At 72.8% G+C, this 21,458-nt stretch carries 22 protein-coding genes and 1 pseudogene; 20 read left to right on the forward strand and 3 right to left on the reverse strand.

The genetic code is table 11. The annotated features are described in order from the left end of the window. Positions 1–73 precede the first annotated feature (73 nt). From LCD31_RS07495 to LCD31_RS07540, 11 genes are all read left to right on the forward strand, one after another. Positions 74–385, forward strand: a complete 312-nt coding sequence (locus LCD31_RS07495) for a WXG100 family type VII secretion target (protein ID WP_224956871.1) — start codon at positions 74–76, stop codon at positions 383–385. 61 nt (positions 386–446) lie between these two features. Then, positions 447–734, forward strand: coding sequence for a WXG100 family type VII secretion target (locus LCD31_RS07500; RefSeq protein WP_224956872.1), 288 nt, complete (start codon positions 447–449; stop codon positions 732–734). 416 nt (positions 735–1,150) lie between these two features. Further along, complete coding sequence (rplM, locus tag LCD31_RS07505) at positions 1,151–1,600, forward strand: 50S ribosomal protein L13 (RefSeq protein WP_224956873.1); 450 nt, start codon at positions 1,151–1,153, stop codon at positions 1,598–1,600. 161 nt (positions 1,601–1,761) lie between these two features. Continuing rightward, positions 1,762–2,157: a 30S ribosomal protein S9 gene (rpsI, locus tag LCD31_RS07510; protein WP_308011247.1), complete on the forward strand. Its 396-nt coding sequence runs from the start codon at positions 1,762–1,764 to the stop codon at positions 2,155–2,157. Positions 2,158–2,284: 127 nt separating this feature from the next. Further along, positions 2,285–3,619: a phosphoglucosamine mutase gene (glmM, locus tag LCD31_RS07515; RefSeq protein WP_224956895.1), complete on the forward strand. Its 1,335-nt coding sequence runs from the start codon at positions 2,285–2,287 to the stop codon at positions 3,617–3,619. 51 nt (positions 3,620–3,670) lie between these two features. Then, positions 3,671–3,835: a hypothetical protein gene (locus LCD31_RS07520; RefSeq protein WP_224956875.1), complete on the forward strand. Its 165-nt coding sequence runs from the start codon at positions 3,671–3,673 to the stop codon at positions 3,833–3,835. Beyond that, complete coding sequence (locus LCD31_RS28955) at positions 3,828–3,950, forward strand: hypothetical protein (protein WP_255617167.1); 123 nt, start codon at positions 3,828–3,830, stop codon at positions 3,948–3,950. The genes LCD31_RS07520 and LCD31_RS28955 overlap by 8 nt, the downstream gene beginning before the upstream one ends. Before the next feature lie 113 nt (positions 3,951–4,063). Further along, positions 4,064–4,381: a hypothetical protein gene (locus LCD31_RS07525; protein WP_224956876.1), complete on the forward strand. Its 318-nt coding sequence runs from the start codon at positions 4,064–4,066 to the stop codon at positions 4,379–4,381. Positions 4,382–4,520: 139 nt separating this feature from the next. Continuing rightward, the gene (locus tag LCD31_RS07530; RefSeq protein ID WP_224956877.1) at positions 4,521–4,832 is read left to right on the forward strand and encodes a type VII secretion target; all 312 of its coding nucleotides are present in this window, start codon (positions 4,521–4,523) and stop codon (positions 4,830–4,832) included. Beyond that, a complete protein-coding gene (locus LCD31_RS07535; protein ID WP_224956878.1) occupies positions 4,832–7,450 on the forward strand; it encodes a hypothetical protein in 2,619 nt (872 codons plus the stop codon). Before LCD31_RS07530 ends, LCD31_RS07535 begins: the two co-directional genes overlap by 1 nt. Before the next feature lie 27 nt (positions 7,451–7,477). Beyond that, a complete protein-coding gene (locus LCD31_RS07540) occupies positions 7,478–7,921 on the forward strand; it encodes a hypothetical protein (protein WP_224956880.1) in 444 nt (147 codons plus the stop codon). Between the two features lie 45 nt (positions 7,922–7,966). Here the strand turns inward: LCD31_RS07540 and LCD31_RS07545 are convergent, their stop codons facing one another. Then, positions 7,967–8,395, reverse strand: coding sequence for a hypothetical protein (locus LCD31_RS07545; RefSeq protein WP_224956882.1), 429 nt, complete (start codon positions 8,393–8,395; stop codon positions 7,967–7,969). Between the two features lie 197 nt (positions 8,396–8,592). Beyond that, positions 8,593–9,411, reverse strand: coding sequence for a dienelactone hydrolase family protein (locus LCD31_RS07550; RefSeq protein ID WP_224956884.1), 819 nt, complete (start codon positions 9,409–9,411; stop codon positions 8,593–8,595). A 269-nt stretch (positions 9,412–9,680) separates the two neighbouring features. Between LCD31_RS07550 and glmS the strand changes: the two genes are divergently transcribed. The 6 genes and pseudogenes from glmS to LCD31_RS07580 all read left to right on the forward strand — a co-directional run bounded on the left by glmS (position 9,681) and on the right by LCD31_RS07580 (position 16,825). Then, the gene (glmS, locus tag LCD31_RS07555) at positions 9,681–11,543 is read left to right on the forward strand and encodes a glutamine--fructose-6-phosphate transaminase (isomerizing) (protein ID WP_224956886.1); all 1,863 of its coding nucleotides are present in this window, start codon (positions 9,681–9,683) and stop codon (positions 11,541–11,543) included. Positions 11,544–11,669: 126 nt separating this feature from the next. Then, a pseudogene (locus tag LCD31_RS07560) lies at positions 11,670–13,169 on the forward strand (NAD(P)H-hydrate dehydratase); the annotation flags it as partial. 96 nt (positions 13,170–13,265) lie between these two features. Next, positions 13,266–14,411 carry an alanine racemase gene (gene alr / locus LCD31_RS07565; RefSeq protein WP_224956896.1) on the forward strand — a complete coding sequence of 382 codons (1,146 nt, stop codon included), beginning with the start codon at positions 13,266–13,268 and terminating at the stop codon, positions 14,409–14,411. Continuing rightward, positions 14,408–15,514 (forward strand): alpha/beta fold hydrolase, encoded by a 1,107-nt coding sequence (locus tag LCD31_RS07570; protein ID WP_224956888.1) that lies wholly within the window; start codon positions 14,408–14,410, stop codon positions 15,512–15,514. Before alr ends, LCD31_RS07570 begins: the two co-directional genes overlap by 4 nt. Beyond that, a complete protein-coding gene (gene tsaE, locus LCD31_RS07575; RefSeq protein ID WP_224956889.1) occupies positions 15,511–15,972 on the forward strand; it encodes a tRNA (adenosine(37)-N6)-threonylcarbamoyltransferase complex ATPase subunit type 1 TsaE in 462 nt (153 codons plus the stop codon). The genes LCD31_RS07570 and tsaE overlap by 4 nt, the downstream gene beginning before the upstream one ends. A 199-nt stretch (positions 15,973–16,171) precedes the next feature. Continuing rightward, entirely contained in the window at positions 16,172–16,825 is a 654-nt protein-coding gene (locus tag LCD31_RS07580; RefSeq protein ID WP_224956890.1) for a DedA family protein, read from the forward strand. On the opposite strand, the gene LCD31_RS07585 is transcribed toward LCD31_RS07580, so the two are convergent. Next, a complete protein-coding gene (locus LCD31_RS07585; RefSeq protein ID WP_224956891.1) occupies positions 16,811–17,590 on the reverse strand; it encodes an IclR family transcriptional regulator in 780 nt (259 codons plus the stop codon). The genes LCD31_RS07580 and LCD31_RS07585 overlap by 15 nt on opposite strands. Positions 17,591–17,772: 182 nt before the next feature. Between LCD31_RS07585 and aceB the strand changes: the two genes are divergently transcribed. The 3 genes from aceB (at position 17,773) to LCD31_RS07600 (ending at position 21,277) form a co-directional block, all read left to right on the forward strand. Then, the gene (aceB, locus tag LCD31_RS07590) at positions 17,773–19,371 is read left to right on the forward strand and encodes a malate synthase A (protein WP_224956892.1); all 1,599 of its coding nucleotides are present in this window, start codon (positions 17,773–17,775) and stop codon (positions 19,369–19,371) included. 72 nt (positions 19,372–19,443) lie between these two features. Next, positions 19,444–20,694, forward strand: a complete 1,251-nt coding sequence (locus tag LCD31_RS07595; RefSeq protein WP_224956893.1) for an aldolase/citrate lyase family protein — start codon at positions 19,444–19,446, stop codon at positions 20,692–20,694. Between the two features lie 244 nt (positions 20,695–20,938). After that, on the forward strand, positions 20,939–21,277 hold the full coding sequence (locus LCD31_RS07600) for a hypothetical protein (protein ID WP_224956894.1): 339 nt from the start codon (positions 20,939–20,941) through the stop codon (positions 21,275–21,277). Positions 21,278–21,458: the final 181 nt, after the last annotated feature.

The following is a 21,458-nucleotide window of genomic DNA, read 5'->3' on the forward strand; positions in this document are numbered from 1 at the left end:
GCGGAACCGGACGTGGCAATGTCTGCGTCGTAGGTTCATCGATCTTCGAGCAACGAATGAAGGGGGCTCACCTATGAGCGGGATGGGTACCGACGCGGACCTGATGGCGAAGGCCGCGGGTCAGGTCGAAGAGGTTCGGGGCAACGTCGAGAACGCGGTGAGCACGCTGGACGGGCAGATCGCGCCGGTCCTGGCCTCCTGGAAGGGCGGGGCGTCCGACGTCTTCCGCCGCCTGATGGACGCGTTCCAGGAGAACGCCAAGACCATCAACCAGAAGCTGGGCGAGATCAGCGAGAACATCCAGTCCTCGGGGCAGGCGTACACCCAGAACGAAGAGGAGCAGGCGGCCGAGATCTCCAAGATCGAGGGCATGCTCGGCGGCTGAGCCCGCCTCCGACGTTCTTTCTCCACCTTCTTCCGACCACTTCACGTGAGGGGACTTCACCATGGAAATTCGGGTTGATTTCGGCCAGCTGAGCCAGGCCGCCGACGACCTGGGCGGTGCCGCCACCAAGATCCAGGCCGAGCTGGACGAGCTGGAGAACATGCTCAAGCCGCTGGTCAGCACTTGGGAAGGCCAGGCGCAGGAGGCGTACCGCGCCGCGCAGTCCGAGTGGGACAAGGCCGCCCAGAACATGATCGAGATCGCCGCGAAGATGGGCATGGCCGTCAACGCCGCGAACGAGTCCTACCAGGCCGGTGAGGCGAAGAACGCCGGTCGCTTCGGCGGCTGATTCTCCGCGCCGCGCCGATCGCCGACCCCGGACGCCCCTCGCGGCCCGGGGTCGGCGGTGTTCCGGGGCGGGTGCCCGGGGCTCCCGGGCCGCCCGGTAGCATCCACTCGGCGACTCGGCACGCCGACGGCGTTCCCCCGACGAAGGGGACCCCGTATCGGTGGGTCTTTTCGCCAACGAGTACCCTGATTGTTTGTTGTGCGGTGCGCGACTGCGGTGTTGGAGCGGTGACCGGCCCAACGGAAAGCCCGGCGAGAGCCGAGGCCGAACCGGGCCACAGGTCTCTGGTGACACCCAGGACGTGCCGGTTCCCCGGCCAGATCGGGGATTCCGACCCGGCACGGTTCCGATGGGCTCCCCGGAGGAACACGGGGTCCGCACCGAGATTCCGACGCGAACGACGACGAGGTAGATCCGTGCGCACGTACAGCCCGAAGGCCGGCGAGGTGACCCGCGCCTGGCATGTCATCGACGCCGAGGACGTGGTGCTCGGCCGGCTGTCCACCCAGGCCGCCCTGCTGCTGCGCGGCAAGCACAAGCCGACTTACGCCCCGCACATCGACACCGGCGACTTCGTCGTCATCGTCAACGCTGAGAAGGTGGCGCTGACCGGCAAGAAGCGCGAGCAGGCGTTCCACTACCGGCACAGCGGTTACCCGGGCGGTCTGCGCAAGCAGTCCCTGGGGCAGGTTCTGGACTCGAAGCACCCGGAGCGCGTGCTCGAGAAGGCCATCAAGGGCATGCTGCCGAAGAACAAGCTCGGCCGGGCCATGGGCAAGAAGCTCAAGGTCTACGCAGGCCCGGAGCACCCCCACGCGGCCCAGAACCCGCAGCCGTACCAGATCAACGCGAAGGTCGAGAAGTGACCGAGGGACCCGAGGACCAGCCAGTGACCACTCCTGCTCCGGAGGAGACTCCGGTTATCGAGACCGTCGGCGAGGACGTCGTCGAGAACATCGGCGAGCACTTCGCCGAGAACACCGAGGTCGACGCGGACGTCGAGGACGCGCCTCAGGAGTTCGCGCCGATCCCGTCCGGCCGCGCCGTGCAGACCGTCGGCCGCCGCAAGGAGGCGATCGTCCGCGTGCGCCTGACCTCCGGCAACGGTGGGTTCAAGCTGAACGGCAAGGCGCTCGAGGACTACTTCCCGAACAAGGTCCACCAGCAGATCGTGAAGGAACCGCTGGTTCTCGTGGAGCGCGCCGAGGGCTTCGACGTGCACGCGAACCTCAACGGCGGTGGCCCCTCCGGTCAGGCCGGTGCGCTGCGCATGGCCATCGCGCGCGCGCTGGTCGAGCTGGAGGCGGATGACCGCCCGGCGCTGAAGAAGGCCGGCATGCTCACCCGCGACCCGCGGGAGAAGGAGCGCAAGAAGTACGGCCTCAAGAAGGCCCGCAAGGCTCCGCAGTACAGCAAGCGCTGACCTTTCGTACGATTCACGGGAGCAGCCGTGGCGTCCGCGCGACGCCGGGGCTGCTCCCGTGATCTTTTTCCGGGCCGGGTTCGGCCTGACAGTGGCCCTGCCGTCGATCCAGGAGGATTCGCTGCACATGTCCCGGCTGTTCGGCACCGACGGGGTGCGAGGTCTCGCGAATTCGGACCTCACGCCGGAACTGGCGTTGTCCGTGGCGGCCGCGGCGGCCCGCGTGCTCTACGACCGCGACGACTCCCGGCGCCGGGTGGCGCTGGTCGGCCGCGACCCGCGGGCCAGCGGCGAGATGCTGGAGGCGGCGGTCACCGCAGGGCTGACCTCGGCGGGCATGGACGTGCTGCGGGTCGGCGTGCTGCCCACGCCGGCGGTCGCCTACCTGGTCGGTGAGCTGGGCGCCGACATCGGCGTGATGATCTCCGCCTCGCACAACCCGATGCCGGACAACGGGATCAAGCTGTTCGCCGCGGGCGGCCACAAGCTGCCGGACGCGGTGGAGGACGAGATCGCCGCGCGCCTCGACGAGGACGTGCAGCGTCCCACCGGCGAGCACGTGGGCCGGGTGCGGGACGTGCCGGACGCGGTGCAGCGCTACGTGGACCACCTGCTGGTGGCGACGCCGCAGCGGCTGGACGGCATCCGCGTCGTGGTGGACTGCGCGAACGGCGCGGCCTCCGGTGCGGCCCCCGAGGCCTACCGGCGCGCGGGCGCGGACGTGATCGCGCTGCACGCCGACCCGGACGGCATCAACATCAACGACGGCGTCGGCTCGACCCACCTGGACAACGTGCGGGCCGCGGTGCTGGAGCACGGCGCCGACCTGGGCATCGCGCACGACGGCGACGCGGACCGCTGCCTCGCGGTCGACGCGGCCGGGCAGGTCGTGGACGGCGACCAGATCCTCGCGGTGCTCGCGGTGGCGATGAAGGAGTCCGGCGAACTCGCCGACGACACGCTGGTCGCGACCGTGATGAGCAACCTGGGCCTGCACCTGGCGATGCGCGACCACGGCGTGAAGCTGCGCACCACCAAGGTCGGCGACCGCTACGTGCTGGAGGAGCTGCGCGCCGGCGGGTTCTCGCTGGGCGGCGAGCAGTCCGGGCACGTGGTGCTCCCGGGGCACGCCACCACCGGTGACGGGCTGCTCACGGCGCTGCGGCTGATGGGCCGGATGGCCGCGACCGGCGAGCCGCTGGCCGAGCTCGCGACCGCGATGCGCCGGTTGCCGCAGGTGCTGGTGAACGTGCGGGTGGTGGACAAGGCGCAGGCCGTCTCGGCTCCCTCCGTGTCCGACGCCGTCGCGGCCGCGGAGGCCGAACTCGGTGAGCAGGGCCGGGTGCTGCTTCGCCCGTCCGGTACCGAACAGCTCGTGCGGGTGATGGTGGAGGCGCCGAGCGAGGCGATCGCCGACGCCACCGCGCAACGGCTCGCCGGGGTCGTTGCTGCCATCCGGTGAAGCTGTGATCTAGGTCTCCCCGCGCGGGCAGATGTGTGAGACGCTGCTCACATGGGTGCCATCGTCGTCGCCATCATCGTCGGACTCGTCGCGGTCGGGCTCGTCGCCGCCGTCCTCGTGTTCTCCGCCCTCGGCATAGCCGGGACCAAAGCCATCAACGCCGTGCACGACGGCGGTCAGTGGTGGGTGAACCGGCGGGCGCGCCGACATGGCTGAGCGGGTGCGCGCGGCGCGCGGGGAGTGGCTCGCGAACGTGGTCATGCTCCTGGTGCTGCCGCTGGCCGGGATGGCGCTGGCGGTGATCCTCGCGCTGGTGATCACCGGGTACTGAGCGGCCGGTCCGCTCCTCCTCCCGTCGGCGAGCCGCCGGTGGGCCGCGGTGCCGCGGGCGATACCTTGGGCGCGAGCCGAAGGGGGGACCCGATGAACTGGATTTTTCTGCTCGTGAGCATTCTCGTCGGTGGTGGCGCCGGTGCGCTGACCGCCGCGCTCGTGGTGAAGGTGAAGCTGGGCGAGCACGCCCCGCAGCCGGGTCCGCCGCAGGCCAGCCCGCCGTTCGCGCAGCTGTTCCCCCACGCGCAGCCGCAGCCGCTCCCGCAGGGGCCGCACTCGCAGGTGCCCCAATCCCAGGCGTCGCCGTCGCAGCCGTTCCCGGCGGCCCAGCCGCAGCAGTTCGGCCAGCCCTTCCCGCAGTCGCAGCCGTTCCCGCAGCAGGCCCCGCCGCAGCCCTACCCGCCGCAGGGGCCCTACCCGCCGCGGTGAGCCTTCGCGTATGCAAGGAGATCATCGGATCCGGCCCGTGCGCCGCTCCCGCCTGCCAGGGTGAGGAACCTGGCGCCACCACCTGACGTCGCATCCGTGCGCGCGTCGGTGGGGGCGTGAAGTGCGAGGAGGGGCAACGATGTCAGGTTTCGGGACGAACTCGGGGGAGTTGGTCGCCGCCGGCAACAGCATCCGGGGTACGGCGGATCCGGTGCGCGATGAGCACGCCAAGAAGGTCGGGGAGCTCGGTCTGGGGGCCGAGGACTTCGGGCGCGTGCACCAGCAGGCCTTCGGCGGCTACCAGGAGGCGATGACCAAGCTGTCGAAGTGCGTCTCCTCGATGGCCGACGCCATGGACGACTTCGCCGGGAAGCTGGAGAAGACCGGGCAGGGTTACGACTGGTCCGACGCGGATGCGGCGGAGACCGTCGGGAAGTCGGGGAACAACTGATGGCCGACGACGAGAACGTTCCGTCCATCGACGAGGTCAAGGCCATCATGGCCAACGGCGACGTCTCCGATGAGGCGAAGCGGAACCTGATGTTGATCTACCGCCAGCGCGGGCACGACCCGGACGGCGAGCTCGACCCGTACATGGACAAGTACGACGACAGCTGGTGGCGCGTCGCAGGTGAGGGTTTCACCGCGTGGGACATGGACGACCACCTCACCGAGTCGTACAACGAGGCGAAGAAGCAGGCCGATCAAGCGGGCGAGAAGGATCGCAAGCACGACGAGGCGATCAAGGGCGGCCAGGCCACCATCGACGGCACCCAGCGCGCGGCCGACAACGGGGAGAAGGGCGGTGCGGGCGCCGATTCCTCGGACGAACTGCTGGATGCGGGCAACGCCGGACTTCGCTTCTTCCGGGACCTGCTGCCGGTGTACCACCGGATCGGGGCGATCAAGAACGGTCAGGCCGGGGTCGGTCAGGTCAAGCAGGCCGAGGACCGCTTCCACGAGCAGCGCGGCATCGCCTTCGCGAAGTTCGCGCGCGGTGTCGAGGACCTGACCAGCGCCGAGAAGGGGATGCGCGAAGCCCAGGAAGCCATGGCGTCCCGGCTCGGGCAGTTGTGGAACGGCTGGTCCGGCGCGGCCTCTGACAGCTCGCAGCAGTTCTTCTCGAACGAGTTCACCCCGACCGCGCAGGAGCGCGTGATCAACCGGGTGAGCGATTCCGCGCAGGCGACCACCGCCTCGATGAAGGCGATCGGCGACCTGTGCCGGGAGAAGTCCCGCTACGTGCTGGAGCTGGAGAAGCGGCGCGAGCAGGTGACCTGCGGCAAGAGCACCAAGGACTGGGACACCACGATCGACCTGGCGAACGGGAACCAGGACGACGAGGTGCTGCGCAAGGTCGCCTCCATCTGGGGCATCGAGATCGGCGAGTGCAATTGGGGCGACGTCGATGATCGGACCAAGAAAGAGGCCATCGCCAAGGCCCAGGAGATGACCGACTCCTTCGCGGAGGCGATGGAGACGGAGTGGAAGAACTTCGTCCAGAAGTGCGATGACACCAAGACCGCCGTGGACGACGCGTGGAAGAGGCTGAACGAGGAGCTCGGCAAGGCCGAGGAGAACCCGTTCAACAACCCCGGTCCGGCGCAGGACGAGTCCGGCCCGCAGGGTTCTGACCAGCAAGGCGCAGGTCAGCAGGGCCCTGGTGGTTCGCCGGGCGGCTCTCCTGGTGGTTCGCCTGGCGGTTCACCCGGCGGCTCTCCTGGTGGTTCGCCCGGCGGCGCGCCTTCGATGCCGGAGACTCCGGCGATGCCCGAGGCCCCGAAGACGCCGGAACCCCCTGAGCTGCCCGAGGTGCCGGGGATGCCGCAGCCCGGCGCGGACGGTTCGGGCGGGCCGGGGACCGGCGAGCCCGCGGTGGAGACGATCGGCGAGGGCGAGAACGCCGTGCAGGTCCAGGAACCGGACCAGCAGGGCACCTCGAAGGTCACGATCATCGGCGAGGACGGGCAGCCGAAGACCTACGACGTGCGGTTCGGCCCCGAGAGCGGTCTGCCGGGCGTCGGCACGAACCCGACCCCCGGCACGATGCCGGGGCAGGCGGACCTGCCCGGCGTGAGCACCCAGCCCGCCACGGGCCCGATGCCCGGCGTGAGCACCCAGCCCGCTCCGGGCGCGATGCCGGGTGCGCCGGATCCCGCCCAGCAACCGGGCATCCCGGTCCAGCCGGGCGAGAACGACAAGGCGGTGATCCAGGAGGGCGACCGCACGATCACCTTGGAGCGGGCCCCGGACGGCAGCATCCGCGTCGACGTGGACAACGGGCCCGGCCGGCCGCCGGTGCAGCAGACCGTCGACTTCGCCGAGGACACCGCGGGTGCCGAGCCGCGGGGCGACGCGGTGCCGGGCGCGGTGCCCGGGCCGGTTCCGGTCGAGCCGCCCGCGATGCCGGGGGCGGAGCCGGACGCCGCGGCGAGCGCACCGGTCGGCCGCGATCCGGGCGCCGGATTCGACCCGTCGACGCCGGTCGGCACGCCACCGCAGGTCGGCGGCTACGAACCGCCCGCTTCCGGCGGGACCGAGCCGGTGGCGCCCGCGGCGTACGCGGCGTCGACCGACTCGCCGCCGGACCCGCTGACCCCGGCGCCGACCGCTCCGCAGTCGGCCGGGCTGGGGTTGGCGAGCGCGTTCACCGGCGACCACGTGCCCGGTTCGTTCACGACGATGTCCGGGCAGTTGTTCTCCGGGGACCTCTCGGATCCGCCGCCGGCGCACCCCGGCCCGTTCGGGGACGCGCAGCCGCAGGCCGGCGCGACCAGGATGGCCAGTGCGGACGACGCGGCTTCCGGCAGCTCGCAGGGCGCCACCGGGCTCGGCACCATGGGCGACCCGGCGGGCGGTCAGGGTGCCGCGCAGCAATCCGGTGGCATGGGCGGCGGCATGATGGGCGGCATGGGTGGCATGGGCGGCGGCCAGCAGGGCGGCGGCTCGGGTGATCAGGAACGGACGAACTCCAGCCCGTGGCGCACCCAGGGACAGCTGTTCGACGACGGCGTGGACGAGTCCGGTGCCCGGCACCGGGCGGTGTTCGGCGAGGACCGGCGGGGATGAGCGTGACGCAGGGGAGTGCGGGCTGAGATGAGCACCGAGACACCGGCGGCACGCGCCTTCCGGGAGTCGATGACCAAGCTGGTCAGCGACGACGTGAACCGCAGCCACGAGCTCACCCGGAGTTCCCGGGAGAGCGCGGAGAAGGCCAAGGCGGGCATCGAGAGCACGGTCGCCACGGCGAAGAAGATGGCGGAGCGGGTCCGGGAGCGGGCGCAGCGCGAGAACGCCGAGCGCAACCGGGTCGCGGAGATCGACGTGGGCCTCCCGGACGACGAGGAGGAGTACACCGATCCGCCGCCCCGGCCGGTCGAGCAGCAGGACCGCAAGCCGCGCCCGGAACCGATGGCGCCGGAGCCGCGGGGCTGGCAGCAGCCGCCGCCGCGGCCCGCACCGCGACCGGCGTCCCGCCGCCGCCCGGTCGTCCAGGACGACGAGGACGACGACTTCTCGAACCGCACCTGGCTGAGGTGAGCACCGGGCCGCGTCCCCGCCGGGGCGCGGCCCGATCTCATCGGCTCACCTGTGCGACCAGGGCGCTGGTCGCGCCGCCACGCTCCTGCTGATCGTGGGGACGAACGAGAGCAGCGTCGCCGCCAGGCCGATCACGAGGAGAGCGGTGAAGCGGTTGTCGAAGAAGTGCCCGATGCCGAACCGGAACCCGCCGTGCACCAGGTCGTGCATCTCGTAGGCGGCGCTCATGAGGTAGGCGAGACCGCTCGCGGCCGCCGGGCCGACGGCGAGGATCCGCGCGGCGGGGTTGCGCGCGAAGCAGAGGATCGCGGCGACGAGGGCGACCAGCCCGCCCGGCACGATCAGGGCGCCGCGCGCGATCGCCAGGACGTTGTTCCACCCCGCCTGGGTCTGGCCGGACACGACTACGCGGCCGGCTTCGATGCTGTCGATGATCGAGGTGGTGCCGTCCACGAGGAAGAAGATCCCGACCACGCACAGCACCACGCCGTAGGCGATGCGCGGCCAGTTCGAAGCCGGGCGCCACGGCGGACCGGACGGTCGAGGTTGCCTCGGCGGTGGCCCGTACCCCGGTTGGTGGTCCTGGCGGTCGCTGCGGAGCGTTCACGAGCGGTGATTCTCGCTGCCGCGCCGCCGCCGCGAGGCGTTTCCGGCTGATCGCCGGCCGGAACTCAGGCGGTGAGGGCCGCGCTGCGGGTCCGGGCTTCGTCGATGGTGGCGCCGGAGACGTCGGAGTCGAGCAGCGCGCCCCACCGCTCGTCTCCGTCGAGGTGGCGGAGCAGGAACGCGGTGAGCAGCGCGCGGGCGGTGCGCTGGGTGCGGTACTCGGCCTTGCCGTGCAGCACCAGTTCCGTCCAGTGCCTGCCCTCGGTGAACCCGAGGTGGCTGGCCTTCGGCAGGGTGCGCAGCTGCACCGGCCCGCCCCAGGCGGCGGCGATCGGTTCGGCGTTGGCGACGGACGGCGCGAGCAGGTCCTTGCCGCCGGTGAGGTGCAGTCCGGGCGCGGTGACGCGGTGCGCGGCGGCCAGCGCCGAGGGCATCGTCTCGGTGACGGCGAAGGTGCCGACGGCGCGGACGCGCGGGTCGTCGGCGGCGGCGAGCACGGCGCTGCCCCCGCCGAGCGCGTGCCCGGCGACGGCGAGCTTGCGGTCGTCGACGCTGAGCTGCCCGTCGCCGAGCCGCACGCCGGTGCAGATGTCGAGCGCGGTGCGCAGGTCCGCGGCCAGCATCCGGTGCGAGGCCAGCGGCCCGCGCTGGGTGCCGGGCGCGGCGGCGACGATCCCCCAGGAGGCCAGGTGGCGCAGCAGCCCCGCGTACCGGCGGGGCGACTGCAACCAGCCGTGGCCGAACGCGACGGCGGGCAGTCCGCGCCCGCTGCGCGGCGTGCACACGATGCCGGGCAGGCCGACCAGCGCGAGATCGCCGTGCAGCACCTCGTGCGGCCCGCGGTGGGACAGTTCTTCCAACGCCTTCTTGGCATTCCGCGCCATGGTGGGTCACGGTAGCCGACGCGGGCGCGACCGCGCCCACGCGAGGTGCGCGGTTCGTCACGTGGCGGATGCCTCGCTCGCGGCCGCCGGGCCGGCGCACCACCGGAACTCCCCAGGCGGGGACCGCGACCGCGGGTGCCGGGACCGGGCGCGGGCCGTTGACCGGCGGTGATGGGCGTCGCCGGGTCGTGGCGACGGGGTTCGCACCGTCAGGTGCGGCTGCCCTGCCCGTTCTGAGGCGTTCGGCGGCGGTGGCTACGCTGACTCGGGTGTGCGGCATCGTGGGTTACGTAGGACATCGTCAGGCGCTGGACGTGGTGCTGGACGGGCTCAGGCGGCTTGAGTACCGGGGTTACGACTCGGCGGGCGTCGCGATGCTCGACGGCGCGGGCGGTCTCGCGGTCGAGCGGGCGGCGGGGGCGCTGTCGAACCTGGAGGGCAAGCTCGCCGGACAGGACGGTTCGCGGTTCGCGGCGACCAGCGGCATGGGCCACACCCGGTGGGCGACGCACGGTGCGCCGACCGACCGCAACGCGCACCCGCACCGGGACGCGGCGGGCAAGGTCGCGGTGGTGCACAACGGCATCATCGAGAACTTCGCCGCGCTGCGCGCCGAGCTGGAGTCCGCGGGCGTGGAGATGGCCAGCGAGACCGACACCGAGACCGCGGCGCACCTGGTGGCCGCCGCGTACGCCTCCGGTCCGACCGCGGGTGACCTGAGCGCCAGCACCCGCGCGGTGGCGCGCCGGTTGGAGGGCGCGTTCACGCTGCTGGTCACCCACGCCGACGTGCCCGACGAGATCGTGGCGGCGCGCCGCTCCTCGCCGCTGGTGGTGGGCGTCGGCGAGGGGGAGCACTTCCTGGCCTCCGACGTGGCCGCGTTCATCGAGCACACCCGGGACGCGGTGGAACTCGGCCAGGACCAGGTCGTCACGATCGACCGCGCCGGCTACCGGGTCACCGACTTCGACGGCGTCGAGGTGCAGGCGAAGCCGTTCACCGTGGACTGGGACCTGTCGGCCGCCGAGAAGGGCGGCCACGACTACTTCATGCTCAAGGAGATCGAGGAGCAGCCCGAGGCGCTGGAGAACACGCTGCGCGGGCACTTCTCGGGCGGCGGCATCGTCCTCGACGAGCAGCGGATGACCGAGCAGGACCTGCGGGACATCGACAAGGTCTTCGTCGTCGCCTGCGGCACCGCCTACCACTCGGGCCTGCTCGCGAAGTACGCCATCGAGCACTGGTGCCGGATCCCGGTGGAGGTGGAGCTGGCCAGCGAGTTCCGCTACCGCGACCCGGTGCTGGGCCGCGACACCCTGGTCGTGGCGATCTCCCAGTCCGGCGAGACCGCGGACACCCTGGAGGCGGTGCGGCACGCGCGCACCCAGCGGGCCCGGGTGCTGGCCATCTGCAACACCAACGGCGCGCAGATCCCGCGCGAGTCGGACGCGGTGCTCTACACCCACGCCGGCCCGGAGATCGGGGTGGCGGCGACGAAGACGTTCCTGGCGCAGATCACCGCGAACTACCTGGTGGGGCTGGCGCTGGCGCAGGCGCGCGGCACGAAGTACTCGGACGAGGTGGCGCGCGAGTTCGAGGAGCTCGCCGCGATGCCGCAGGCCGTTCGGCAGACGCTGTCCACCGTGGACCAGGTGCGCACGCTGGGCCGGGAGCTGGCCGACTCGAAGGCGGTGCTGTTCCTGGGCCGCCACGTCGGCTACCCGGTGGCGCTGGAGGGCGCGCTGAAGCTCAAGGAGCTCGCCTACATGCACGCGGAGGGCTTCGCGGCGGGCGAGCTCAAGCACGGGCCGATCGCGCTGATCGAGGACCGGCTGCCGGTGGTCGTGGTGATGCCGTCGGCGAAGGGCCGGGCGCTGCTGCACTCGAAGATGCTGTCCAACATCCGCGAGATCCAGGCCCGCGGCGCCCGCACCATCGTCATCGCCGAGGAAGGCGACGAGGCGGTGCGCCCGTTCGCGGACGAGCTGATCGAGATCCCGGCGGTGGCGACGCTGCTGCAGCCGCTGGTGTCCACGGTCCCGTTGCAGGTGCTGGCGGCGGAGATCGCCCGGGCGCGCGGCTACGACGTGGACAAGCCCCGCAACCTCGCCAAGTCCGTCACGGTGGAGTGATCCACCGGCGCTGATCGGGCCGCTCGACCGCTGGTCGGCCCCCCCTTCTCGTCCGATGGGCGATGATCGGGTAGGACGGTGCCAGGCCGCGAGCGGACGGTGCCAGCCGCGAACAGGAGGTCGCCCGTGCAGGGAGCGTGGACCCCGGACCAGGTCCGGGACGCCGAGCGCAGCGTGTTCACCAGCACCCCGGAACCGGTGGTGATGCGCCGCGCCGCGTTCGCGGTCGCGGTGCACGGCGCCCGGCTGCTGGCGGAGACCGCGGGCGCGGTCGGGGTCAGGCACGTGGTGCTGCTGGTGGGGGCGGGCGGCAACGGCGGCGACGCGCTGTGGGCCGGGGTGGAGTTCCGGCGCCGCGGTGCGGGTGTGACCGCGCTGCTGCTGTCCCCGGACAAGGCGCATCCGGCGGGTTCGGCGGCGCTGCGCCGTGCGGGCGGCGTGCTCGTGGACGCGGCTGGGCCGGGAGCGGACACCGCCGGGGTCGGCGCGGCCGCCGCGGGTGCGCTGGAGCGCGCGGACCTGGTGGTCGACGGGATCGTGGGGCTCTCGGCGCGGGGAAGCCTGCGCCCGCTGGCCGCGGAGCTGGTGTCCCGGGTGGCGGCGCCGGTGGTGGCGGTGGACCTGCCCTCCGGCGTCGACCCGATCACCGGTGCGGTGGACGGGCCCGCGGTGGACGCGGACCTGACGGTGACGTTCGGCGGCCGCAAACCGGGCCACGTGCTCGGCGCCGGGTCGGTGCGGTCGGGTGCGGTGGTGGTGGCAGGCATCGGCGTGGACGAGCACCTGCCGGAGCCGGACCTGTTCGTGCTGGACGCGGCGGACGTGGGCGCGGGCTGGCCGGTCCCGCGGCCGCAGGACGACAAGTACTCGCAGGGCGTGGTGGGCGTCGCCGCCGGTTCCGCGACGTACCCGGGCGCGGCGGTGCTGGCGACCGGCTCGGCCGTGCAGGCGACCTCGGGCATGGTGCGCTACGCGGGTTCGGCGGCGGACCTGGTGCGCTCGCACTGGCCGGAGGTGGTGGCCACCGGCTCGATCACCGACGCCGGCCGGGTGCAGGCGTGGGCGGTCGGGCCGGGCATCGGCACCGGCGCCAGCGGCCGCGAGGTGCTGCGGCACGCGCTGGAGTCGGGGCGGCCGGTGTGCGCGGACGCCGACTCGATCACCCTGCTCGCGGAGGACCCGACGCTGTGGGACGCGCGGGACCCGGACGCGGCGGTGGTGCTGACGCCGCACGCCGGGGAGTTCCAGCGGCTCGCGGGCGAGGTCGGTGCGGACCGGGTCGCCGCGGCGCGGGAGGTGGCGCGGCGCTTCGACGTGGTGCTGCTGCTCAAGGGCAACACGACGGTGGTGGCGGCCCCGGACGGCCGGGTGCTGGTGAACCCCTCGGTGCACGCCTGGCCCGCCACCGCCGGATCGGGTGATGTGCTGACCGGGTTGATCGGCGCGCTGCTGGCGGCGGGCATCGATCCGTGGCTGGCCTGCGGGTACGCGGCCCACGCGCACGCGCTGGCGGCCGAGCTCGCCGCGTTCGGGCCGGAGGCCGGGGACGATCCGGTGGGTGCCCCGATCGGCGCGTCGGCGCTGCTCAGGTCGGTGCCGGCGGCGATCCGGGCGCTCCGCGCGAGCTGCCGGGCCGGTCCGGGTCCGGCGTTGATCTCGGGGCGGGGGTGGGTCACATGTGCGGGCCTTCGTCCGGTTTCCGTGTGCGACGATGTGCGCGCCATGACCGAACAGCCCGTGCACCGCGCCGACCTGCGCATTGACGTCGACGCGCTCCGCAACAACGTCGCCCTGCTGGCCGAGCGCGCCCGGCGTTCCGGTGCTCGCACGATGGTGGTGGTGAAGTCCGACGGCTACGGCCACGGAGCCGCGACCGTCGCGCGCGCCGCGCTGTCCGCGGGCGCCTCCGAGCTGGGCGTGGCCGCGATCGGCGAGGCGCTGCGGCTGCGCGCGGACGGCATCACCGCGCCGCTGCTGTGCTGGCTGCACGCCCCGGGCGACGACTTCGACGCGGCCGTCGCCGCGGACGTGCAGCTCGGCGTCTCCTCGGAGGCGGAGCTGCACGCGATCGCCGCGGCCGCGCAGGCGCGGTCGACGACCGCCCGGGTGCACCTCAAGATCGATACCGGGTTGAGCCGCAACGGCTGCCCACCGGAGCTGTGGCCGTCGCTGGTGCAGCGGGCGGCGAAGGCGCAGGCCGCGGGCGCGGTCGAGGTCGTGGCCGTGTGGTCGCACCTGGCGTGCGCCGACGAGCTCGGGCACCCGTCGATCGACGCGCAGGCCGCTCGCTTCGACGCGGCCTACCGGCAGGCGCGCGCCGCCGGGCTCGACCCGATCCGGCACCTGGCGAACTCGGCGGCGGTGCTGACCCGCCCCGATCTGCACTTCGAGCTGGTGCGCCCCGGCATCGCCGCCTACGGGCTGGACCCGGTGCCGCAGGACGGCGACCACGGGCTGGTCCCGGCGATGACGTTCCGCTCCACCGTGGTGCTGACCAAGCGGGTCGCCGCGGGCGAGAGCGTGTCCTACGGCCACCGGTGGACCGCGGACCGCCCGTGCACGTTGGCGCTGGTCCCGGTCGGCTACGCCGACGGCGTGCCGCGCAGCCTCTCCGGCCGCATGGAGGTGTGGCTGGCCGGGCGCCGCCGTCCCGTCGTGGGCCGGGTGTGCATGGACCAGCTGGTGGTGCGCTGCGACGACGACCCGGTCGCCGCGGGCGACGAGGTGGTGCTGTTCGGCGCCGGTGAGCAGGGCGCGCCGACCGCCGCGGAATGGGCGGAGGCGCTCGGCACGATCCACTACGAGATCGTCACCGGCATGTACCGGCCGCGGGTGACGCGCACCGCGGTGGGGACGGAGGCGACATGAGACCGGTGTGGCAGGCGCTCGCCTGGACCAGCGGGGTGCTCGGGGCCGCGGTGACCGGTGCGGTCGTCGGCGTCGCCGCGCACAGCTCGCGCATCGCCACCCAGCGCCAGGACGAGGACGACCCGCACGCCGAGGAATCGCTGGGCAAGCTGCGGCCGGACCGGCAGTCCACGGTCGCCGCCGACGACGGCGTCCCGCTGGCCGTGCAGGAGATCAAACCGGCGGACGGCGGGCATGCCGACCTGACGGTGGTGCTGGTGCACGGCTACGCGCTGGATTCGCGATGTTGGCACTTCCAGCGCCGCGACCTGCCGAAGATGACCGATCCGCGGGTGCGGGTGGTGCAGTACGACCAGCGCAGCCACGGCCGCTCCGGGCATTCCTCGCGGCGCGGCAGCACGATCGAGCAGCTCGGCAAGGACCTGGACGCGGTGGTGCGGGCGACCGCGCGGCGCGGGCCGGTGGTGCTGGTGGGGCATTCGATGGGCGGCATGGCGATCATGGCGCTGGCCGAGCAGCGGCCGAAGCTGTTCCGGGACCGGGTGTGCGCGGTGGCGTTCATGAGCACCTCGGCCGGGGAGATCGGTGCCTCCGGCTTGCCGAAGCCGTGGCTGTCCCGGCACAACCCGCTGACCCGCGGCCTGGGCGTGATCGCCGGGTTGCAGCCGGAGCTGGTGGAGCGGGTGCGCCGCACCGGCGGGCAGCTGGCGTGGAGCATCGTGCGGGCGCTGTCGTTCGGCGACCGCGAGGTCAGCCCGTCGCTGGTGGACCTGATGAACAAGATGATCTCGGCGACCACGGTCGAGGTGGTCACGGACTTCCTGGAGACGCTCGGTTCGCACGACCGCAAGGCCGCGCTGGCCGGGCTGCGGCACACCGAGGTGCTGGTGCTCAGCGGCGATCTGGACCGGATGACGCCGTTCTCGCACTCCGAGGTGATCGCCGGGGAGCTGCCGGACGCCGAGCTGGTGCGGGTGGAAGGCGCCGGGCACATGGCGATGCTGGAGCGGGACGAGCTGGTGACCGGGCACCTGGAGGCGCTGATCAGGCGCGGTGCCCGCCGCGCCGCGGAGGGCGAGACGAAGGTGGGCGGCCGGTCATGAGCACCGTCGAGTTGGCGACGCCGGAAGCGGCGCTGGAGTTCGGCAGGCGCCTCGGCGCCGGCCTGCGCGCGGGTGATCTGGTGGTCCTGGACGGCCCGCTGGGCGCGGGCAAGACCGTGCTGGCGAAGGGCATCGCCGCGGGCATGGGCGTGACGGGCCAGGTCACCTCGCCGACGTTCGTGATCGCCCGGGTGCACCACCCGGCGGCGGACGGGCCGCCGCTGGTGCACGTGGACGCCTACCGGCTGGGCGGGCTGGAGGACGTCGACGACCTGGACCTGGACACCGACCTCACCGATGCGGTGGTGGTCGTGGAGTGGGGAGCGGAGGTCGCGGACCGGCTCGCCGACGAGTTCCTGCTGATCAGGCTGCACCGCCGCGCCGATGACGTGCGCGAGGTGGAGCTGGAGCCGCACGGCGCGGACTGGCCGCAGCGCTTGGCCGCGGTCCGCGGCTGACCGCGCGAGGGATGTTCCAGCGATTCACCGGCGGGACCGATCCCGCCTCGATCTCCCGGTAGGAAGGGTGCGGGCGGCACCGTGCCGCGGGTGCGGCCTCCGCGGCGACGGCGTCCACCCGCCCGTGCGGTGACCGGTGGGGCCGAGCGCGGTCCCACCGCTGCGGTGCGCGGATTCGGACGGTGCGGAGGGGCGCTCGGTGGTCGAGCACGTGATGGGCTTGCCGGTGCCGGCCCTGCTAGTGGTGGCGGCGGTGGTGCTGGTGCTGGAGTCGGGTTCGCCGCTGGGCGTGCTGCTGCCGGGTTCGCCGATGCTGCTCGCGCTGGGGCTGCTGTCCCGGCAGGGGGTGGTGCCGCTGTGGGTCGCCGTGCCGGTGGCGGGTGCCGCGTCGGCGCTGGGCTGCCAGTGGGCGTTCCTGCGGGCGCGGCGGCTGCGGTTGCTGGACGCGGACGCGGATCTGCTGGAGCCGCCGGGTCGCTGGGAGCGCGGGTTGATCCGGCGCGCCGGCCCGGAGCGGGTGCGCCGGGCGTTGTCGCTGCTGGAGCGCCGCGCGGTCCCGGCGGTGGCCGGCGCGCACTTCGTGAGCGTGCTGCGCACGTTGCTGCCGCGGTTGGCGGGCCGCGCGGGCGTCGCGCACCTGCGGTTCTGCGCGGCGAGCGTCCCGGCGGCGTTCACGTGGGCGGCGGTGGTGTGCGTGCTCGGCCGGGTCGCGGGGGAGGCCTACGGCCGGGTGTCGGCCGCGGTGGGCGTGGCAGGCGCGCCGCTGGTGGTGCTGGCCGCGCTCGGAGCGGGGGCGGTGCTGCTGGTGCGGCGGCGCCGGGCCGCGCGGGTGGCGCGCTCAGGCACCGTGTGAGGCGGTGCGCAGTTCGGCGGCGAGCTTCTCGGCGAGGCGTTGCATGAGCGGGACGAGGGTGTCGGTGGACATGCGGGTCATCCGCCCTTCGGGACCGCTGATGGAGATCGCGGCTCCGGCAGGCGCCCCGGGCAGGGCCACCGCGTAGCAGCGGACGCCGACCTCCCGCTCGCCGTCGTCGACGGCGTAGCCCTGCTCGCGGATGCGGGCGAGCTCGTCCTGCATGGCGCCGACGCTGGTGATGGTGCGTTCGGTCTGCGCGCGCATCCCGGAGCGTTCGAGCAGCTGCGCGACGCTGTCGGCGGCGAGGTCGGCGAGCACGGCCTTGCCGACGGCGGTGGCGTGCGCGTCGACGCGGCGGCCGACCTCGGTGAACATCCGCATCGAGTGCTGCGAGGGCACCTGGGCGACGTAGACGACCTGGTCGCCGTCGAGGACCGCCATGTTGGAGGTCTCCCCGGTGGCTTCGGTGAGTTCGGCGAGGTAGGGCCGCGCCCAGGACCCGAGCGACCGGCTGGCGGTCTCGCCGAGCCGGATCAGCCGCGGGCCGAGCGAGTAGCGCCGGGACGGCTGCTGGCGGGCGTATCCGCTGCTCACGAGGGTCCGCATGATCCGGTGGATGGTGGGCAGCGGCAGCCCGGAGGTCTCGGCGAGTTCGGAGAGCGCGACTTCGCCGCCCGCGTCCGCCATCAGTTCCAGCAGGTCGAAGGCGCGCTCGATGGACTGCACCCCTCCGCCTTGGTTGGCACGACGTGGCCCGGTCATCGCTGCGGTCCCTTCGGGTCGGTCTGGTGATCGAGTCTAGTCGGCGGTGCCCGAGCTCATGTTGCCTCGGGCCACATGTGGAAACTAACATCCACGATGCAGAAAAGCACTGAAGCGTTCCGGCGCTGCCGAGCGGGCCCCGGCTCGGCGGCGAGCGCAGGTACCGAGAGAGGTGGGCTTCCATGTCCGACACGACCCCGACGACGAGCGTGCAGGTGCTCGGCGGCCCCGTGGAACGCGGCGACGAGATCCTCACCGCCGAGGCCCTCGACTTCGTCGCCGGTCTGCAGCGGAAGTTCGGCGCCCGCCGCGACGAACTGCTCGCCCGCCGCGTGCAGCGCCGCGCCGAGGCCAAGCGCAACGGCAGGCTCGACTTCCTGCCGGAGACCAAGGAGGTCCGCGAGTCCGACTGGCAGGTCGCCGCGCCCCCGGCCGACATCGCCGACCGCCGCGTGGAGATCACCGGCCCCACCGACCGCAAGATGTCGGTGAACGCGCTCAACTCCGGTGCCCGCGTCTGGCTGGCCGACCTGGAGGACGCGAACACGCCGCACTGGTCGAACGTGGTCAGCGGCCAGGTCAACCTCTACGACGTGGTCCGCAAGCAGGTGGAGCTGACCACGCCGGAGGGCAAGCAGTACAAGCTCCGCGACGACGTGCAGCACGCGGTGCCGCTGGTGCGCCCCCGCGGCTGGCACTTCGACGACAAGCACGTGCTGGTCGACGGCAAGCCGATCGTCGGTGCGCTGCTGGACTTCGGGCTGTACTTCTTCCACAACGCCCAGGAGCTGGTGAACCGCGGCAGCGGGCCGTACTTCTACCTGCCGAAGATGGAGAGCCACCTCGAAGCGCGGCTGTGGAACGACGTGTTCACCCACGCCCAGCAGGAGCTCGGCATCCCGCACGGCACGATCCGCGGCACGGTGCTCATCGAGACGTTCCCGGCCGCGTTCGAGATGGAGGAGATCCTCTACGAGCTGCGCGACCACTCGGCCGGGCTGAACGCGGGCCGCTGGGACTACCTGTTCAGCGTCATCAAGACCTTCCGCGACTCCGACCAGTACGTGCTGCCGGACCGCAACACGGTCGGCATGACGGCGCCGTTCATGCGCGCCTACACCGAGCTGCTGGTGCGCACCTGCCACAAGCGGGGCGCGTTCGCGATCGGCGGCATGGCCGCGTTCATCCCGAACAAGAAGGACCCGGAAGCCAACGACAAGGCGATGCAGAAGGTCCACGACGACAAGAACCGCGAGGCCGGTGACGGTTTCGACGGTTCCTGGGTGGCGCACCCGGGCCTGGTGGAGATCTGCTTCGAGGAGTTCGACGCGGTCCTCGGCGACAAGCCGAACCAGATCGACCGCAAGCGCGCCGACGTGTCGATCACCGCGGACGACCTGCTCGCGGTGAACAAGACGCCCGGCGACAAGACCATCGAGGGCCTGCGCGCGGCCGTGGACGTCGGCGTCCGCTACATCGTGTCCTGGCTGGGCGGCAACGGTGCGGCGGCCATCCACAACCTGATGGAGGACGCCGCGACCGCCGAGATCTCCCGCTCGCAGATCTGGCAGTGGCTGCACAACGACGTGGTCCTCGCCGGTGGGGAGCAGGTGACGGTGGACCTGGTGCGCCAGGTCCTCGCCGACACCGAGCAGGCGCTGCGGGCCGAGGCCGGGTTCCCGACCGAGAACCTCGCCGCCGCGGTGGAGCTGTTCGAGCAGGTCGCGGTCGCCGACGAATTCGTCGACTTCCTGACCCTGCCCGCGTACGAGCGGATCTGATGCACTGGTCGTGATCCACTGGTGCGGAGGGGGCGGTGCGAGCCGCCCCCTCCGACGTTCCCGGAGGTGCGCGTGAGGACTTCGCTGGACGCCGAGCAGGTTCGGCGGCGGTTGGACCGGTTGTCGGAGGTGGACGAGGACCGGGCGCGGCGCCACCCGGGAGCGGGATCCGCGCGGCAGCCGGTGCACACCTGCTACGTGCCCGCGTCGGCGGTGGCCGCGGACGTGCTGCGGACGTGGGCGAGCACCGCGCTGGACGCGTTCGACGAGCACCTACCGGACCCGGCCGCGCTCGGCGCACTGCTGGGGATGGCCGATCCCGTTGCGGCCGCGGTGCATCCGCGGGTGCGGGAGAAGCTGGCCGGTGCCCCGGTCGAGGACCTGCGGATCGACTTCGAGGACGGCTACGGCTCGCCCGGCGACGAGACCGAGGACGCCGACGCCGAACGCACCGCCGGGATCGTCGCCGGGTGGCTGCGGGACGGGGAACAGCCGCTGAACTTCGGGCTGCGCGTGAAGTCCTTCGACACCCCCGAGCTGCGGGCGCGATCCGTGCGCACGCTGGACGTGTTCCTGACCGCGCTGCTGCGGGAGTGGGGGAGCCTGCCCGGCGGGTTCGTGCTCACCTTCCCGAAGGTCGTGGACGTCGCGCAGGTCGAGGTGCTGGTGGAGCTGCTGGAGCTGTTCGAGCAGCAGCTCGGGCTGGCCTCCGGGGCGCTGCGCTTCGAGATCCAGGTGGAGACCACTCAGTCCATCGTGGACGGTGCGGGCCGGTTGGCGCTGCCCCGGTTCGTCGAGGCCGGGCGGCGGCGGGTGAGCGGGCTGCACTTCGGCACCTACGACTACACCGCGAGCTGCGGGCTCACCGCCGCGCACCAGCACCTCGCGCACCGCTCCTGCGACTTCGCCCGGCACGTGATGCAGGTGTCCGCGGCCGGGACCGGGATCTTCCTGTCCGACGGGTCCACCAACGTGCTGCCCGTCGGCGACCAGGTGCGGCACGGCTGGCGCAACCACTACGAGCTGGTGCGGCGCTCGCTCGCGCACGGCTTCTACCAGGGCTGGGACCTGCACCCGGCGCAGCTGGTGAGCCGGTACGCCGCCGCGTTCGCGGAGTTCCGGGAGAGCGCACCGGCGCAGGCCGAGCGGATCGCCGCCTACGTCGGTTCCGGGAGCGGCGCGGTCCTCGACGAGCCCGCCACCGCCCGCGCCCTGGCGTCCGCGTTCGTGCGCGCCCTCGACGGCGGGGCGATCGACGCGGCGGAGGCGCGGGAGCTGACCACCATCGACGAGGCCGGGCTGCGCGCCCTCGCCCGCCTCTGACTCCTGCTTCGTCGAGTGAACGGACCGTTCGTCCCATCTAGTTGGTCGAACGGCCCGTTCACTCGTGCCGTTCGTCAGGGGTGAACGGACCGTTCGCCTCGTCTGGTTGGACGAGCGGTCCGTTGACTCGGGCTGTTCGTTGCGGGTGAACGGACCGTTCGTCCGATCTGGTTGGGCGAACGGTCCGTTCACCCGGCGCGGGCGGCTAGGGTCGGTGGGAGTCCGATCGGCCTCGGGAGGCGGCATGTCCGGCAGTGACGAGCTCGTGACGGCGGAGGACGCGGTCGCCGCGCTCACCGCGGAACTCCGCGAGGGACAGGTGTTCGGCCCCGCCGTGCAGCAGGACGGCACGACGCTGCTGCCGGTGGTGCAGGTGCGCCGGGGCGGCGGGGTGAGCGGTCGCCGCAAGAACCGTTCGGGCGGAGGCGGCACGATCGCGAAGCCGGTGGGGGCGTGGGCGGTGACCGCGCAGGGCGCCGTGTGGCACCCGGCGGTGGACGTGAACCGCATCGTGCTCGGCGGCCAGGTGGCGTTGACCGCGGTCGCCGTGGTGCTGGCGGTGGCCTTCCGCCGCAAGCGCTGACCGCCCGGCCCGGACTTCCCGGCCCAGTCCGGAATCCCCAGCCCGGGTTTCCCACCTGGCCCGAAACCCCTGGCTCAGCTTGAAATCCCCGGCATGGCCCGAAATCCTCGGCCGAGCTTGGAATCCCGGCGCGGCCCGAAACCCCCGGCCCGGCCTGGAACCCCGGCGCGGAACCCCACTC

Origin of the sequence: Saccharopolyspora sp. 6M, assembly GCF_020176775.1 — a bacterium.
Classification (GTDB): Bacteria; Actinomycetota; Actinomycetes; order Mycobacteriales; family Pseudonocardiaceae; genus Saccharopolyspora_C; species Saccharopolyspora_C gregorii.

What these genes read in the sequence shown, in the direction of transcription:
- LCD31_RS07495 (WP_224956871.1), top strand. Translation starts at nt 74, where the DNA reads ATGAGCGGGATGGGTACCGACGCGGACCTGATGGCGAAGGCCGCGGGT.
- tsaE (WP_224956889.1), top strand. Translation starts at nt 15,511, where the DNA reads ATGAGCACCGTCGAGTTGGCGACGCCGGAAGCGGCGCTGGAGTTCGGC.
- LCD31_RS07500 (WP_224956872.1), top strand. Translation starts at nt 447, where the DNA reads ATGGAAATTCGGGTTGATTTCGGCCAGCTGAGCCAGGCCGCCGACGAC.
- LCD31_RS07530 (WP_224956877.1), top strand. Translation starts at nt 4,521, where the DNA reads ATGTCAGGTTTCGGGACGAACTCGGGGGAGTTGGTCGCCGCCGGCAAC.
- LCD31_RS07540 (WP_224956880.1), top strand. Translation starts at nt 7,478, where the DNA reads ATGAGCACCGAGACACCGGCGGCACGCGCCTTCCGGGAGTCGATGACC.
- alr (WP_224956896.1), top strand. Translation starts at nt 13,266, where the DNA reads ATGACCGAACAGCCCGTGCACCGCGCCGACCTGCGCATTGACGTCGAC.
- aceB (WP_224956892.1), top strand. Translation starts at nt 17,773, where the DNA reads ATGTCCGACACGACCCCGACGACGAGCGTGCAGGTGCTCGGCGGCCCC.
- LCD31_RS28955 (WP_255617167.1), top strand. Translation starts at nt 3,828, where the DNA reads ATGGCTGAGCGGGTGCGCGCGGCGCGCGGGGAGTGGCTCGCGAACGTG.
- LCD31_RS07570 (WP_224956888.1), top strand. Translation starts at nt 14,408, where the DNA reads ATGAGACCGGTGTGGCAGGCGCTCGCCTGGACCAGCGGGGTGCTCGGG.
- LCD31_RS07585 (WP_224956891.1), bottom strand. Translation starts at nt 17,590, where the DNA reads ATGACCGGGCCACGTCGTGCCAACCAAGGCGGAGGGGTGCAGTCCATC.
- LCD31_RS07550 (WP_224956884.1), bottom strand. Translation starts at nt 9,411, where the DNA reads ATGGCGCGGAATGCCAAGAAGGCGTTGGAAGAACTGTCCCACCGCGGG.
- glmM (WP_224956895.1), top strand. Translation starts at nt 2,285, where the DNA reads ATGTCCCGGCTGTTCGGCACCGACGGGGTGCGAGGTCTCGCGAATTCG.
- LCD31_RS07600 (WP_224956894.1), top strand. Translation starts at nt 20,939, where the DNA reads ATGTCCGGCAGTGACGAGCTCGTGACGGCGGAGGACGCGGTCGCCGCG.
- LCD31_RS07520 (WP_224956875.1), top strand. Translation starts at nt 3,671, where the DNA reads ATGGGTGCCATCGTCGTCGCCATCATCGTCGGACTCGTCGCGGTCGGG.
- LCD31_RS07535 (WP_224956878.1), top strand. Translation starts at nt 4,832, where the DNA reads ATGGCCGACGACGAGAACGTTCCGTCCATCGACGAGGTCAAGGCCATC.